The following is a 16,136-nucleotide window of genomic DNA, read 5'->3' on the forward strand; positions in this document are numbered from 1 at the left end:
TCATTTATTCTCAAAGAATAACATATGTCAGTATCAGAAGAAATTGAGCATCTTTCCAGGAGGAGTTTCCTGAGGATTGCAGGGATAGGTAGTGCAGCCCTTTGCCTGGGATTGTATGTTTCGGAAAAAGCCGGGGCAAAAGTAGTAAATGAATCAGAAGCCAGTCTCGCAGACGCAGGTATTGCCCTTGCGGCCTGGATCATTATTCATACCAGTGGTAAGGTGACCCTGATTTGTCACCGTGCCGAAATGGGGCAGGGGGTGTACCATTCCATTGCACAGATTATTGCTGAAGAACTTGAGGTAGATCTCTATGGAGTAGACATCCAGCTTACGCAGGGTGACGAGAAAAAATACGGAAGCCAGCTTACCGGAGGCAGTTCCACCATCAGGGGGAGTTATAAAAACCTGCTGAAGCTGAGTGCCACTGCACGCGAAGTGCTGATCATGGCTGCTGCTGCACGATGGGGAGTAGATCCATCCGGCTGTTATGCTGCTTCAGGACATGTGATCCAAAAGTCTTCCGGGAAAAAACTGCACTATGGAGAGCTGGTTGCAGATGCAGCAAAGCTAACTCCTCCCAAAGAGGTTAAGCTGAAAACACGCGCTGATTACAAGGTGATTGGCAAGGGCTCTCTCCGTCGTGATTCGCCATTGAAAACCAATGGACAAGCTGTTTTTGGTATCGATAAGAGGATTCCGGGATTGCAGTTTGCAACGGTGGAGCGTAACCCGCGACTGCGCGGCAAGGTCAGGAGTTTTGATGCTTCGGCAGCACTGAAAGTTCCTGGGGTTACCCGTGTATTTAAGGTGGTTATGGGGGTTTGGGATACCGATCGCGAAGGTGTGGCCGTTGTAGCTACTTCTACCTGGGCAGCGATGCAGGGCAGGAAAGTGCTGAAAGTAGAATGGGATGATTCCGGATTCGAACATGTGAGCAGTCCGGAGATCTTCCGTCGTCAGCAGGAACTGCTACAAAATAGTGAAGGTTTATCTTTATCAACGCAGGGCGATCCTACGGGTATTATCGCCAGGGCAAAAGATAAGCTGGATGTAGTTTACGAAACTCCCTACCAGTCGCACAGCTGTATGGAACCGGTGAACTGTATCGCACATTATCAGGCCGATAAGGTTGAAATCTGGGGCCCGGTACAGGCGCCAAACTGGATACAGGATTATGTCAGCAAGAAATTGGGTATGGACAGGGAGAAGGTCATCGTGAATATGACTTTCCTGGGTGGTGGTTTTGGCCGCAAAGCAATGCCGGATTATCCCTATGAGGCGGTAATGGTTTCCAAAGAGATCGGCGCTCCTGTACAGGTAGTATGGACAAGAGAAGATGACGCCACCCAGGGACCATATCGTCCGGGTATTTCCTATCGCTGTGAAGGTGCAGTAGAGAATGGCGGCATTGCAGCGCTGAAGTTCAGGATGGCTGGTCAGAATAACGATCACTGGATGCGTGGCGACAGTGGCAAGGCCAACCGGAGTACTTCAGAAGGATTTTTAAAGCCTTATTACGAGAGCATCAAACATATCAGCTTTGCCGATGTACCTTTCAAGACACCGATACCCACCAGTTTCTGGCGTTCGGTATATGCTTCTACTAATGGTTTTGCCTACGAAAGCTTTCTCGATGAATTGGCGCATCAGGCACAGAAAGATCCAATGGATCTCCGGAGACAATACCTGAAGGATGAGAGAAGTCAGCTGCTGATTGATAAAATGGAGGAGGTTTCCGGCTGGAAGAACAGGAAAAAGAACGAGGGTTATGGCGTAGCCATTACGGAATGTTTTGCCAGTACGGTAGGGCACATCGTAAAAGTATCCAAAAATGGAGATAAAGGAATCCGTATAGACAAGGTTTGGGTAGTGGTGGATTGCGGCTGGTATGTGAATCCGGATATCATTACTGCACAGGTTGAAGGAAGCGTGGTGATGGCCCTGGGTGCTGCGACAATTCATGAGATCACCTTTAAAAATGGCATGGTTGAGCAACGCAATTTTTATGATTACAAAATGCCGAGGATAACGGATATACCACCGATAGAGGTACATATAATGGAAAATGATGAAAATGCCGGGGGCATGGGTGAGCCTGGTTTGCCGGCTTTTGCACCAGCCTTAACGAATGCTATTTTCGATTTAACAGGAAAACGTATCAGGAAGTTGCCCTTTGATCTCGCAAATGTTCATTGACATTTTTGTAAACAATGATAGGTTAGGCATGTTTAGAGTTACAACATTACCTATCAAAATCTATAATTATGAATGAACAAAATCAAAAACCTCTCGTAAATCCAGCAACAAGATACGCTCAGCCTCCATTTGAGAAACAACCACAGGAAGCACCTGGCCTGGCTTCTAAAATGCAGCCGGTGCCAGATCACGGCGAAGAAAGTTATAAGGGCTCAGGCAAACTTAACGGCCGTAAGGCACTGATTACCGGAGGAGATTCCGGGATCGGGCGCGCCGCTGCGATTGCATATGCAAGAGAAGGTGCGGATGTAGTGATCAACTATCTGCCGGAAGAACAGTCGGATGCGGATGAGGTGGTGGAGCTGATTACCGCTGCAGGACGTAAGGGATATGCTATCCCGGGGGATATTACCAATGAAAAATTCTGTGAGTCGCTGGTTGCGGAAGCAGCCGAAAAACTTGGGGGAATAGATATCCTGATCAATAATGCCGGTCGCCAGCAAGCCGTAGATTCGCTATCAGATCTGTCATCAGAAGGTTTTGATGCAACGATAAAAACAAACATCTATGCACCATTCTGGATCACGAAAGCGGCATTACCACACCTGCCGGAAGGCTCCGTAATTATAGCCACGACTTCAGTCCAGGCCTATGATCCTTCAGAAAATCTTTTTGATTACGCCCAGACCAAAGCTGCCAATGTTGCCTTTGTCAAATCTTTGGCAAAGCAGCTGGGACCAAAAGGCATACGCGTAAATGGGGTTGCTCCCGGACCAGTATGGACGCCATTGCAGACCAGCGGAGGACAGCCTCAGGATGCCATAGTAGAGTTTGGACAGAAAACCCCGCTTGGTCGTCCCGGACAACCTGCGGAGCTTGCTTCCATCTTTGTGCAGCTGGCGGATAGCGAGTCCAGTTATACCACCGGTCAGGTTTATGGCGCTGCCGGCGGAAGCGGAAATCCTTAATTTCTATTTGTAAAAATTTTCAATAAACGCCCTGTGGTTTACGCATCTGTAAATCGCAGGGCGTTCTGTTTTAAATAGGTTTAGTGAAAATCAAAGACTATCTTACAAGGCCAGTACAATGCTATACTGATTAAACATTTGTGGGTATGATGAAGAATAGATATATCGTGGCATTAGGCGCATCCGCCGGAGGATTGTCTGCCCTTGCTGAATTTTTTGAGAATACGATGCCCGATGGTGTCTCTTATATCATTACTACACATTTATATCCCCACCAGACTAGCCTGCTCACTGAAATTATTCAGAGACACAGTCCTATAAAGGTTTGTACTGTTGAAGATCGAATGCAGATCAGGACGAATATGGTTTATGTGATGCCCGAGAATAAAACCATGACCTTATTTGGGGAAAGGCTGATTTTGAGAGACAGAGACTTATCTGTTAAAACCAATAAAGCCATTGACATTTTTTTTGTCTCTCTGGCAAAAGATACTGCGTTCAAAAAAATTGCCATCATCTTCTCCGGAATGGGGGATGACGGCACAACCGGAGTTAGGGCAATGGCCAAATCGGGGGCCTATATTATAGCACAGACCCCCCACACGGCTGGTCATCAAAGTATGCCGGAAAGCGTTATAGAAGCCGGTTTTGTCAATGCAATTCTGGACCCTAAATACATGCCAAAGGCGATAATCGAAGTATTACCTCATATGGAGGAAAGTTAATTACGGACTGCGATGACGCAAATCGCATTTTCAGCGATTGTCCCGGTTTTTAAGGGTGTATAACTGTAGGTGATACCTTCCATAGTACAGGTGTAGGGTACGCCATTATGAAACACATGTTGCAGTGGGGCAAGATTGATCTGTCGTGTATCCTGCCACAAATCATACATCAGATCATTAGCAGTCTCAAGCTTAAATCCAGGGCCTCTGTAGATACACATTGGTACCGGTGCAGACATTACCATCGCGCGCAGGTCCAGTTTAGACTGCTGCCTGTTCAGCCGTGTCATTTCACGCTCACATACGTCGGTAGCCACCACGAGGACTGCGGTTGTACGGCGGCCATCGGTAGAAATTGGCGTGTAACTGTAATCCATATAGACTGTTTCCTTTTTTGAATGTCTGTCCAGTAAGACCATGGCGCCTTTCTCCTGATGCCCCTTGCCACTGATAATCACTCTTTTTAATAGCTCCGGATATTCCTGATCTTCCAGCTCGGGCATAAAATCCAGAAGGTTTGAACCCATGATGGATGCCGGTCTGTGCCATAGGTTAAGCATTGATTTGTTGGCCATTTCTAATTTAAAATTTGTTGCATCCAGGATCCCTGCGGCCACGGTAGTTTCTTCAAAAAGCTGATAATAGTTTTGGTATAAGGTAATACTCATTGCTGGTTAGTCTGGTTTTTGTTTTGGATTTGTAATATGAAGAACTCTGTAAGAAATCACAATATTTTGAGAGATGTATCAACGATTTTACATGTTTGACCCTAATGCTGCAAATTATATCCTCGCCGCATTTCTAGTGAATATTCTGTTCAATTCCATTATCTTTGCGGCTGAATTTTAATATCCCTCTTTGTGATTAATGTAAATAATATCTCCGTTTCATTTGGTGGAACTACATTGTTTAGTGATGTAACTTTTTCAATCAATGAGAACGACAAAATAGCCCTTATGGGCAAAAACGGTGCAGGAAAATCAACTATTCTGAAGATTATTGCCGGCGCTACCAAACCTACTTCGGGCAGTGTAACAGGTCCTAAAGAGGCGGTCATTGCTTATTTGCCACAACATTTGCTGACGCAGGACAATGTGACAGTATTTGAAGAAACCTCCAAGGCTTTCCAGGATATGCAGCATATGCAAAAGGAGCTGGACGAGCTGAATGAGCAGCTCACGATCAGAACTGATTACGAAAGTGATGATTACATGAAGCTGATTGAGCGCGTATCTGAGTTGAGTGAGCAGTTTTACTCTGTGGAAGAGGTGAATTATGATGCTGAGGTGGAGAAGGTATTGAAAGGCCTGGGCTTTGAGCGTAAAGATTTTACACGTCAGACTTCTGAGTTTTCGGGAGGATGGCGCATGCGTATCGAGCTGGCGAAGATTTTATTAAAAAAGCCGGATCTGATCCTCCTGGATGAGCCTACAAACCACATGGATATCGAAAGTATCCAATGGCTGGAGGACTTCCTGATGAATTCTGCAAAAGCGGTGATGGTGATCTCACACGACCGTACTTTTGTAGATAACATTACCAACCGTACCATTGAAGTCACAATGGGAAGGATTTATGATTATAAAGCAAAATATACACATTACCTGCAGTTGCGTGCCGATCGCCGTGTGCATCAGCTCAAAGCTTATGAAGAGCAACAGCGCTTTATTGCGGATAACCAGGAGTTTATCGACCGTTTCAGGGGTACGTATTCCAAAACACTGCAAGTGCAGTCGAGGGTAAAAATGCTGGAGAAACTCGAAGTCATAGAGATCGATGAAGTAGATACTTCGGCATTGCGTTTGAAGTTTCCGCCATCACCGCGCTCAGGGCAGTATCCGGTAATTGTAGAAGAGCTGACCAAAGCTTATGGAGATCATGTGGTATTCGAAAAAGCTTCCATGGTGATCGAGAGGGGAGAGAAAGTTGCTTTTGTGGGTAAAAACGGTGAAGGTAAGTCGACCATGATCAAAGCAATTATGGATGAGATTGATTTCCAGGGAAGTTTGAAAGTGGGTCACAATGCGAAAATCGGCTATTTTGCACAGAACCAGGCTGCATTGCTGGATGAGAATTTAACTGTTTTTGAAACTATCGATCAAATTCCGCTGACTGATGGCAGCATCAAAATCAAAGACCTGCTGGGGGCATTTATGTTCAGCGGCGACGATACGACCAAGAAGGTGAAGGTGCTGTCGGGTGGTGAGAAAACCCGTCTGGCCATGATCAAACTTTTACTGGAGCCCGTAAACGTATTGATCCTGGATGAGCCGACAAACCATTTGGATATGAAAACGAAGGACATTATCAAAGAAGCGCTGCAGGAGTTTGATGGCACATTGATTTTGGTATCCCACGACAGGGATTTCCTCGATGGTCTTGCACAAAAGGTTTTTGAGTTTGGAAACAAACGCGTACGCGAGCACTTTGAAGATATCAAGGGTTTCCTGGCATACAAGAAAATGAACAGCCTGAAAGAGATTGAGCAGGGAAAATAAAAGGACAAATTGTTCTTTACATCAATCCCCTATAAAACTGAAGTTTGGGTTTTTCTGTTCATCAGTACGATGGCGCTGATGATCAGGAGGATACCACACCACTGGATCAATGCTACAGGTTCCTGCAACAGTATATAGGCGCAGATCACCGATATGGGTAATTCAATGGAGGCCACGATTGTTCCCAGACCTATGCCTGTATGTGGCATTCCACTGGTAAAGAGTAGTGGCGGAAGAATAGTGCCAAAGAAGGCCAGAAATATTCCCCAGGGCCAGAAGATATGGAAGTTGAAATTCTGGAATGATGTGCTGAAGAAGATCAGAATAATCATCACTAAACCACCAGCCAGCAGCCACAAACTTCTTTTGATGGGTGGTAAATTTGTGGCGATGCTGTTTGATGAGTAAAGGGAAAGTGTGTAGGACAAGCCTGCCGCCATCCCCCAGGCTATTCCCTGCCAGTTGAGCCTGCCAATGCCTGAAACAATGTTTGTTGCCAGGGCTGTACCCAAAAGTACAATCACGGTGGCTATCAGTTTTTTCGCTGAGGGCCATTTACGTTCAAGAACTGCTTCCAGCAGCAATCCCATCCATACCGATTGCATGAGTAATACAATAGCAACAGAAACGGGAATGTATTTAACGGAAAAATAGTAAAATACGCTGGTAAGCCCGAGGGAGGTACCACCGAGCATCAGATTGAGTTTACTCTTAAGAGGTGTCCGCTGTTTAACAGTGCCGGCTTCCTTGCTTTTGAAAAGTAAATTGAGAAGGATCATCCCTGCCAATCCCACAGAAAACTGTGAGGTACTCACCTCTGCTGTATTGAAACCATGCTGATAGGCCAATTTTACTACCGTGGCCAGAGCGCCATAACTTGCAGCACCCAAACCTACCAGCAGGGCGCCTTTAACTACATTTTTTTCCATTTCTGCTGCAAAGGACGGCAATACAAACGCAATCTTTGCTATCTGAATGTAAGGTTGAATAGGCAGATGCTCCTGGCGCAGCCCTAATTCCAGAAACCCTTAACCTGGATGTGGCTGTGTCCCATGCTCTTCAATTGTTTGCGCAGCGCTACTACCATCTGGTTATTTCCGATCAGGTAAAACCAAGTGTGGGCGGTACAGTAGCCTTGCTTAACCAGCCATCCCGCGAGTTCTTCAATCGACGACATGATATTTAAGGCCGGAGAGTAGTTCTCCTGGAGCAGCTGCCCGGTTTCGCTGCTGTCGATCACTACGGCACTTTCAAAACGGCTAACAGGTACTGTCAGCTGTTGAAGTGCCAGCAAGTGCCCGATTCCACTGGCATCTCCGAGGCCAACGACGAAGTCGGTAGGGTGGGGCGACTGGCGGGTGCTATCTGTTCCGATGTAGTAAATGGTGTCACCCGTCTGCAGATTTTTCGCCCATTGGCTCCCCGGTCCCTGGTGATCAGAATCAATGATTACAGAACAGGTAGAGGTTTCTGCATCCCATCCAAAAGGGGTATAATCGCGGAAGCTCAGATCGTCGACACGGAATTTGATGTAGGGCACCTGATTCCAGTTGTGCATATTGATATGGGGTAAATGGACCTCCAGTTCAATGAGCCCCGATGACTCCAGGTTGCGAACATCATTGACCCGGCCAGTTTTGAGCAACTGGTTTTCGATCAGCCTTCCGGCTTTATTTTTGAGTTGTTTGATAAATGATATTTCCATGTAGTTCTAATTTGATACTACAAAGGAACCGCGTTTTCAGGACCATGGAAATAGCATATTCGCAGCAATGATAGGACTATTTACGGTATTGCTGTCTGAAGCTGATTGCAGAAGTGCCCGTCGCCTTGCGGAATAAACGTGAGAAATAGGAATGATCCTCATACCCAAGTGCATGGGCGATCTCTTTTACACTGAGCTGGCTATAATACAACAAGCGTTTTGCCTCTGTTACTACTTCCTGCAGGATCCAGTAGCTGGCTGGAAAGCCGGTTTGTTTCTTCAGCGCTTCGCTCAGGTAAGATTCTGTGATGTTCAGCTTAGCAGCGTAATCAGCCGGACTTTTACTGTTCTTCAGTTCCTTGTTGAGCAACTGTTTGAACTGACTGCTGAGTTGGGCAGGTCTCGACATTTTGAGGCTTTGACCTGCAGACTGATTGTAGTATCCTGCGGTAATGCATATAAATGACTGCAATAGCGCATGGACGACGTTCATCTGGAATGAATTGGCATCTTCCTGATCGAACTTGTCATGGAGCAACTTCAGAAGCACTTTACATTGTTCCAGTCCTGAATCATCGAGCACATAAGGTTGCTGAATCAGGAGCTGCCCTTCAAACACGTTTCTGCATTCCTGTGGAACCAGACCGGTATCCACGGCAATAAACCATCCCGAAGCTATGTCCCCACGGATGCGGTAGTGCACCTGTCCGGGCAAAAGATAATACATGGATTTTGCACAGAGCTCCACCTCGCTGAAATCAACCATCATCGAGCCCAGACCATCCTCCAGCAGAAAGAAAATATAATGGTCATCGCGGTGTGCCCCAAGCACAGAGGGGTCTTCTTTCAGGCTGTCGCTGCTGAGGTATTTGATCTGTAAACCTTTGGTCGTTCTATCCTGCAGAACGTGAATGGGGATATGGTTCATGGCGCAATTTAAAACCTTTCTGACTCATTTTGTAAACCTGTTTCACGACTGGCTTTATCCTTGATCTTGTTATTTCCAAAACGGTAGGTAAAGTTCAGACGCAGCTGACGGCTTTCCCCTCTGAAGGTAGTGTGAAGCAGCAGATTGTTTAGCTGTGCATCCGTGTTGATTCTGTTCGTCCACAACAGATCCGTCACCGCCAGCTTCAGCGTACCCTTATCTTTCATGACGTTCTTTTGTAAGCCCAGATCAATTTGCGAGTTGCTTTTGACATAAGTATTCAGCCCACTGATATTTTTGGAGTTGACTACCGCTGCAACTTCGGCAGTGATACGGGCGGGTAGTTTAAAGCCCTGCTGAACATTTAACGTGCCGGCAAAGCGACTCCTGTTAAAATTTCCGAAGTCAGGAGTGCCAACTTTGTTCTGAATACGGTATCCGATTCCTGTCAGGCTCATATTCCACCAGTTGGCCAGGGTCAGTTGTTGTGTGAGTGTGAGGCTGATATTGTTGCGCAGACCTATATTCCTCGGAATAGTATAGGTGTTATTTTCTCCGGTGATCTCCGTGATGGTACCATTCAGGTTGCTGGTATGTGTGTAGCTGGCCAGGAGGGTGGTGTTTTTATGGCTGTATTGCAGCGCAAGCGTATTGGCATACTGAGGCTGCAAAAATGGGTTGCCCCTCCAGGAAGAGAGCTCATCAACGGGATAGGAGAAGGGGTTAAGATTATTGTATGCCGGCCGGTCGATACGACGCGCAAAGCTAAGGTTGTAGGTTTCTGAGTGCTCGGTTTTGTAAGTGATGCCAACTGTAGGAAAGAAATTGAGGTAATTTCTGACAACTGAAGTGGGATCCTGATTACTGCCTGAGCGTGGTTGCAGCTCTCCGGTAGAATGCGTGTTTTCCAGTCGCAGTCCGGCATCAAGATTAAGATGACCGGTCAATATGGTTTCATACTTCACATATCCGGCACTGATCTGTTCATGAAAGTTGAAGGTGTTGGACAGGTTCACATCAATGATATTGACGCTGCCATTGGCATCAAACTGATTAAAAACATTGTCAGCACTCACATCAGAGTATTTGGCCCCGGTCGTCATTTTGCCTTTACCGAGGGGAAAGCCATAGTCACCTTTCAGCGCATAGAGTTTAATATCCCTGCTATTAGACACCAGGAAATTGTTGGAAGACTGAAAGTCGCCGCCTGGCGAGTAATAACTGTTGGTGCTCAGGTTATCTGTAGCAGCATCAAATACTCCATAATCTGCATCCAGATCGAAAGTTGTTTTATTGCTGCCCTTATAACGATAGCTGATATTGGCATTGTACCTTTTGGCGATCTGTTCCGGGTAAGTGCTTTCACTTCTAAGCGTACGTAGCAGTTGCCCGCTTGCCTGGTCGTAGATTTGCGTAACCGGTGTTATTACACCTCCACCGCTTGACAGGTTGCCGTTCACCACAATTCCAATTGTCCTGGTCGTATCTATGGCATAATCCGCACCTATGGTAGAGCCGATATTGTACTGTTTGTCCACATCATGGCTATTGTTAAGGTAGATCATTCCATTTGTGGTACGGTCGTTATCATAATCCATCGCATAATGACCAAACCGGTGGTTGTAATTACCGAACAAGTTTAAGTTCCCCTTCCTGTAGTTGAGGTTCATATTGGTATTCTGCTTGATGGTTTTACCATATGCAAGCCCGTTGTTGATGCTCCCGTTAAAGCCTTCGGCTATTGACTTCTGCAGGACGAGATTGATGATTCCTCCGGTGCCGGCGGCGTCATATTCGGCAGAGGGGTTTCTGATCACTTCAATGGTCTTTAAATCGGATGCCGGAAGAGATTTGAGTAAGGATGCCAGTTCTTCGGCCTGCAGATAAGTCTGGCGGCCATTAATGAGTACCAGTGCGCCACTGGATCCATTCAGCGTCACCGTATTATCCTGATTGACAATTACACCCGGAGTTTTCCTCAATGCTTCCAGTGCTGTATTGCCCTGGGTAGTGATACTTTTTTGAATATCATATATCATTTTCCGTCCCTCAATCCTGATGAGTGGCTTATTGGCTGAGCTTTGAATAACCACCTCCTTTAAGCTGCGGGGATTATTGTCAACTTTAATTATCCCCAGATCCATATTGTCTGTTACATGGAGCACTTCAGACTGATAGACTAATGTACCTGTATAACTTACGCTAATCACATAACTTCCGGAGCTTGCAGCAAAGGAAAAAGATCCGGTCGGATCGCTGAGCGTCTGTTTTAAAACTTGTCCGGTAGAACCGTCCTTCAGGAAAATGGTTGAAGCATCTATTCCTTCGTTATTGGAATTCCTGATCAGGCCCTTAATCAGTATACCTTTGGCACTTTGAGCAGCGCCTTTAGAAAAAAGGAAGGTTAAAAAGAGGAGAATGAAATACGCAGACTTTGGAATGGTTTTTTTCATACGAAGCAGGAATCCGTACAATATACCGATTCATATCTTCGTTTAACGATATTAAGAGAAATTGATGCTAAAATAAATTAGCAAGCTACTTCAGTGTTATACTGAAGTATTAATGAGGCTACGCTTTTTTCGATGTCATAGTAATCACTGATTGCTTTGCTCAATGCCTTGCGGTAATAATCTCCGTTACCAGTACTGGTAGCCTGAAGAATAAGATCATTGTTACTGATAAATTCGAGTGAGATATGGTAAGATCCGGCCAGGTGGGTAAAAGGTACCATCCTGTCTATACTAGCTTTCAAATTTTGTCTGATTGAAAAACAAAGCTGTTCAACTTCTCTTTCTGAATTATACATAATCACCATTTTACAGGTCATATTGCAATTTCTTTGCCAATTCAGGATCTTGTATTATTTACATGGAAATGTAGGCTGATGTGAGAAAATGTATGGAAAATCATACATTTTACGTATCAATACCTTGTAATAAAGGGCCGGCTCTTCATGATCAGGGTCAGAAGCGCCAGCTCTCCAATGTACTGGTTTCGCGAATTGGGAAATGAATTACACAATCGCCTATGGTGTTATGCCTTTCTGGGACGTTTTGGTCTTACTGTTCCAGTTGGTTTGTCTACCTTAATATAGGTTGCAGGTTTTGCAGGTGCCGGACGATATGGCTTCTTTGCAGGCGGGGCAGGAGCAGCTTCATCATTAACTTTTAATGTTAATGTTTGTCCTGCTAAACTTCTGCCATTCAATACTTCTACTGCATTGTTTGCATCGGCAAGGCTTTTCATCTCCAGGAATGCATAACCTTTACAAATACCCGTTTTTTTGTCCCTGACTATTTTAACAGTATTAACGGTTCCATGTAAGGCAACTAATTGTACCAGTTCAAGTTCTGTATAATCGAGCGGAAAGCCCCCTATAAATAATTTAACCATTATTGATTACTAATAAACTTTAATATTTGTGCTGTTGAATCTAATTTGTACTTCAAAACTAAGAATATAATTAAAGATTATAACAGCAAGAAAACACTTTATCATGTAATAGTTTAAGAATCTGTAATCTATCTCAGTTTTTCATGTATGAGCTTCAATGATGTTCCAACGTGTGGTACAGCTTCATGAAGAAAGCAATAATACTCATTTTTTTATTGTTCGTGAAAACTAAGAAATTATTTAAATAAAAAGATTAAATGCTTTAAAGTTCATTGTGCAATTATTATTTCAGATTTTTACTGAGTTCTTGCAAACATAGTTTGGTTCCACAAGTATAATAACTATATTGAGCCATTATTTCAAACAATTTATTACAATGAAAAACGGTACAGTAAAATTTTTTAACACTGAAAAAGGCTTTGGCTTTATTAAAGACGAAAACGGAAAAGAAATCTTTGTTCACGTTTCTGGTCTTATCGACGAGATTCGCGAAAATGATGAAGTAGAATACGAAGAACAAGAAGGCAAAAAAGGCCTGAATGCAGTAAACGTAAAACTTGTTTAATCGAATAGGTTAGCTTTGCTCATGCAGGACAAATATAAATGTATTTGTCCTGCATGATTTTTTCTGTCTTACAGCCCATCTGTAAGACAAACATCCTGGTTTAGCGCAATCTAATCCATAGGATCTTATGCTGCATCCAGCATGAACATTTCCCTTGTTCGCCATCTACTAAAACATTTTAATTTTATCATCAGATCCTCTGATACAAGTATGTCTTTTTCTGATTCAAAGGAACTCCGGCCCGGAGTTAAGGATTCTGCAGGGATATAAAATGAGTCTATAAAAGATTTATATGAATAATCGATAAATCTGACGAATATTAACTCCTGTATTAAACCTAATAATAGAATTTTACGTATTAATTTACAGGTATAACTGTATTTGTAAAATGCAGTAAGTAATTATAAAAATATTGCATTGTCATGATTTTATTACAAAAGTCATGGTTTTTTGCGGAACAAACGTTATACTCGCTTATGATAATTCCAGGTTATCAGGGGTAAATTTCAGGTTTCTAATCAAATACTATGGCAAATAACGTAACCGATTCTCTCCGTAATGTCGTTAACAAGTCTCCTTCTGCAGTCGCACTTCTGGACAGGCAGTTTTGTTATCTGGCAGTTTCAGCGAAGTGGAAGAGTGATTTTAAGTTAGGTGATGACCATTCCGGTAAATGTCATACCGAATTGTTTCGTGTTGATGAAAAAGACTGGATCCCTGCTTATCATGAGGTGCTTGCTGGTGGACGTCATGCCGGTAAATATGATCAGCTCATTTTTCCGAATGGATTGAAAAGGCCTGTCCGCTGGGAATTGCAGTCCTGGAGTGATGATTCAGATGAAATTGCCGGGGTGCTGGTTTACATGGAGTTAATTACTGAAAGAGATGAAAAGGAAGCTTATTCCAGGAGAATGATCGACCTCTATGAGCAATCCAACGAAGTTGCCCGGGTAGGTGCCTGGGAAGTTGATTTGCTTAAGAATGAAATATACTGGTCTCCCGTAACCAAGCAACTGCATGAGGTTCCGGAGGATTATATTCCTAACCTGACAACTGCGATCGCTTTTTTTAAAGAAGGGGAGAACAGAAATACCATTTTAGCTGCTTTCGTGGCTGCAGTAGAAAAGGGAGAGAGCTACAATCTGGAGCTTCAACTGATTACTGCGGGCGGGAATGAGCTGTGGATAAAGGTGCAGGGGAATGTTGATCTGGTTGATGGTGTGGCTGTGCGGGTATATGGGATATTCCAGGACATACAGCTTCAGAAGCTGCAGGAGATTGCATTGGCCAACAGTGAAATTAAATACCGGTCAATTATTGAAAACTCGCTTTCTGCTTTTTTGCAAACCATTCCTGACCAAATGGTGCTGGAAGCCAATCAGGCTGCACTGGATATGTTCGGATATACACTTGAGGAATTCAGAGCACTTGGGCGCGGCGACCTGTTTGATCTGGAAGATCCCAACTTAAAGGTGTTCCTGGAAACCCGTAAAAGGTTAGGAAAGGCTGCTGCAGAACTCATTGGAATCCGCAAAAACGGCGAGCATTTTCCCTGTTCTATGTCTTCATCTATCTATACTGATACAGAAGGTAACCTTGTCAATAGTCTGATGATCATAGATGATACAGAAAGACATCTGGCGGCAAACATGATCAGGCTGAGTGAAGAACAGTTCAGGGGTGCATTTGAATATTCTGCCATCGGCATGGCTTTATTTGATATTGCAGGGAGGTGTCAGAGGGCTAACCAGAGTTTGTGCGACATGCTCGGATATACTGAAGAGGAGTTAAAAAAACTCAGCTTTGTAGATATCACTCACCCTGAAGATGTGCCTCTGAATATCAAACTTCTCAATGAACTGATCGAAGGCGGGCGGGAAAGCTATCATATGGAAAAACGCTATGTTCATAAGGATGGTACGCCTGTTTGGGTATTGCTGGGTGTCTCGCTGGTCAGGGAAGCCAGCGGTAAGCCTGTTCGCCTGATATCCCAGATTCAGGACATTTCCAAGATTAAGGAGGCTGAACATGCCATGGCTATCAGCGAAGAGAAATACCGCAAGATATTTGAGAATACACAGGATATTTATTACCGTACTGATCAGAATGGGGTGATTACTGAAATCAGCCCCTCGATAGAGAAGTACTATGGCGATAAGCGTGAAAATATTATCGGCCATCCTGCAATCGATTTTTATTATTTCAAAGAAGACCGGGATAGGATTGTGAATGTTTTACGGCAGGATTATTCCGTCATTGATTTTGAGGTTAAGCTGAAGACTAAAAACAGTGAGTTGCGCTACGCCTCAGTAAATGCCCGGCTGATTATCGAGGATGATGAGGTCATCGGCTCTGAGGGCTCTATACGGGATATTACGCTGAGAAAGTTGCAGGAAAATGAACTGACATCATTAAACACAGAGTTGAAGGCCTTGAACCTCCACCGGGAAAAATTGCTCTCTATCGTAGGGCATGACCTGAGGAACCCTGTTGCGGCCAGTTTGAAACTTGCAGAGCTGGCCATGATGGATGTCGATGATGCTACTAAAGATGATCTGATGGAGTATATCTCCAGGATGGAATCAGGATTGCAGAATGCCAATGAACTGCTCGAAGATCTGTTGCGATGGGCAAAAAATCAGTTCGATTCTCTGGATTTTAATCCGGTATTGATCGAGGATGTGCAGCTGCAGATCATGATCTGTCTGAAGCGTCTTAAGCCAATGGCCGAAGCTAAAAATATAGAATTGATTGAACATGTTGATGAAGGTTTGAAGCTATATGCTGACAGGGATATGCTGGATACAATTATCCGGAATCTGGTATCAAATGCGATCAAGTTTACTGCCCGGGGAACGGTGGTTGTGGCCGCAACACGGAGGGCCGGGGATATCCTGTTTTCGGTCAGTGATACCGGCAACGGCATGTCTGAAAATATTGTGAATCAGTTATGGAAAAAGAGTTCTCACTACACGACTTACGGAACTTCCGGGGAGAAGGGGACGGGCTTGGGACTGGAGCTTTGTCTCGACTTTGTGAAGAGGCATCGCGGACAAATTTGGGTGGAAAGTGTGGTAGGACATGGCAGTAAATTTTTCTTCTGTATACCTACGCAAAAGTCCGCATTTTAATCTATTTTCTCCTTCTTACTA

At 44.4% G+C, this 16,136-nt stretch carries 13 protein-coding genes; 6 read left to right on the forward strand and 7 right to left on the reverse strand.

Going from position 1 to position 16,136, the window contains the following annotated elements; all coding sequences use genetic code 11:
• Positions 1-24: 24 nt before the first annotated feature.
• From OQY15_RS12305 to OQY15_RS12315, 3 genes are all read left to right on the forward strand, one after another.
• Entirely contained in the window at positions 25-2,199 is a 2,175-nt protein-coding gene (locus tag OQY15_RS12305; RefSeq protein WP_265792057.1) for a molybdopterin cofactor-binding domain-containing protein, read from the forward strand.
• A 68-nt stretch (positions 2,200-2,267) separates the two neighbouring features.
• Positions 2,268-3,167, forward strand: coding sequence for an SDR family oxidoreductase (locus OQY15_RS12310; protein ID WP_265792058.1), 900 nt, complete (start codon positions 2,268-2,270; stop codon positions 3,165-3,167).
• 146 nt (positions 3,168-3,313) lie between these two features.
• Positions 3,314-3,892, forward strand: coding sequence for a chemotaxis protein CheB (locus OQY15_RS12315; protein WP_265792059.1), 579 nt, complete (start codon positions 3,314-3,316; stop codon positions 3,890-3,892).
• Here OQY15_RS12315 and OQY15_RS12320 read toward each other — a convergent pair.
• Positions 3,889-4,560, reverse strand: a complete 672-nt coding sequence (locus tag OQY15_RS12320; RefSeq protein WP_265792060.1) for a PAS domain-containing protein — start codon at positions 4,558-4,560, stop codon at positions 3,889-3,891. The two genes, OQY15_RS12315 and OQY15_RS12320, sit on opposite strands and share 4 nt — an antisense overlap.
• 192 nt (positions 4,561-4,752) lie before the next feature.
• On the opposite strand from OQY15_RS12320, the gene OQY15_RS12325 reads away from it, so the two are divergent.
• On the forward strand, positions 4,753-6,390 hold the full coding sequence (locus tag OQY15_RS12325) for an ABC-F family ATP-binding cassette domain-containing protein (RefSeq protein WP_265792061.1): 1,638 nt from the start codon (positions 4,753-4,755) through the stop codon (positions 6,388-6,390).
• Positions 6,391-6,419: 29 nt separating this feature from the next.
• On the opposite strand, the gene OQY15_RS12330 is transcribed toward OQY15_RS12325, so the two are convergent.
• The 6 genes from OQY15_RS12330 to OQY15_RS12355 form a co-directional block, all read right to left on the reverse strand.
• On the reverse strand, positions 6,420-7,319 hold the full coding sequence (locus OQY15_RS12330; RefSeq protein ID WP_265792062.1) for a DMT family transporter: 900 nt from the start codon (positions 7,317-7,319) through the stop codon (positions 6,420-6,422).
• Positions 7,320-7,402: 83 nt separating this feature from the next.
• Entirely contained in the window at positions 7,403-8,095 is a 693-nt protein-coding gene (locus OQY15_RS12335; RefSeq protein WP_265792063.1) for a siderophore-interacting protein, read from the reverse strand.
• Positions 8,096-8,171: 76 nt separating this feature from the next.
• The gene (locus OQY15_RS12340; protein ID WP_265792064.1) at positions 8,172-9,023 is read right to left on the reverse strand and encodes an AraC family transcriptional regulator; all 852 of its coding nucleotides are present in this window, start codon (positions 9,021-9,023) and stop codon (positions 8,172-8,174) included.
• An 8-nt stretch (positions 9,024-9,031) separates the two neighbouring features.
• On the reverse strand, positions 9,032-11,476 hold the full coding sequence (locus tag OQY15_RS12345; protein WP_265792065.1) for an outer membrane beta-barrel protein: 2,445 nt from the start codon (positions 11,474-11,476) through the stop codon (positions 9,032-9,034).
• Positions 11,477-11,553: 77 nt separating this feature from the next.
• The gene (locus OQY15_RS12350) at positions 11,554-11,778 is read right to left on the reverse strand and encodes a hypothetical protein (RefSeq protein WP_265792066.1); all 225 of its coding nucleotides are present in this window, start codon (positions 11,776-11,778) and stop codon (positions 11,554-11,556) included.
• Positions 11,779-12,059: 281 nt separating this feature from the next.
• Positions 12,060-12,419 (reverse strand): RNA-binding protein, encoded by a 360-nt coding sequence (locus OQY15_RS12355; protein WP_265792067.1) that lies wholly within the window; start codon positions 12,417-12,419, stop codon positions 12,060-12,062.
• A 376-nt stretch (positions 12,420-12,795) separates the two neighbouring features.
• On the opposite strand from OQY15_RS12355, the gene OQY15_RS12360 reads away from it, so the two are divergent.
• Together OQY15_RS12360 and OQY15_RS12365 are read left to right on the forward strand one after the other, a co-directional pair.
• Positions 12,796-12,984 carry a cold shock domain-containing protein gene (locus tag OQY15_RS12360; RefSeq protein WP_142530494.1) on the forward strand — a complete coding sequence of 63 codons (189 nt, stop codon included), beginning with the start codon at positions 12,796-12,798 and terminating at the stop codon, positions 12,982-12,984.
• A 527-nt stretch (positions 12,985-13,511) separates the two neighbouring features.
• On the forward strand, positions 13,512-16,115 hold the full coding sequence (locus tag OQY15_RS12365; RefSeq protein WP_265792068.1) for a PAS domain S-box protein: 2,604 nt from the start codon (positions 13,512-13,514) through the stop codon (positions 16,113-16,115).
• Positions 16,116-16,136 lie beyond the last annotated feature (21 nt).

It is taken from the genome of Pedobacter sp. MC2016-15 (genome assembly GCF_026239695.1).
GTDB lineage: Bacteria > Bacteroidota > Bacteroidia > Sphingobacteriales > Sphingobacteriaceae > Pedobacter.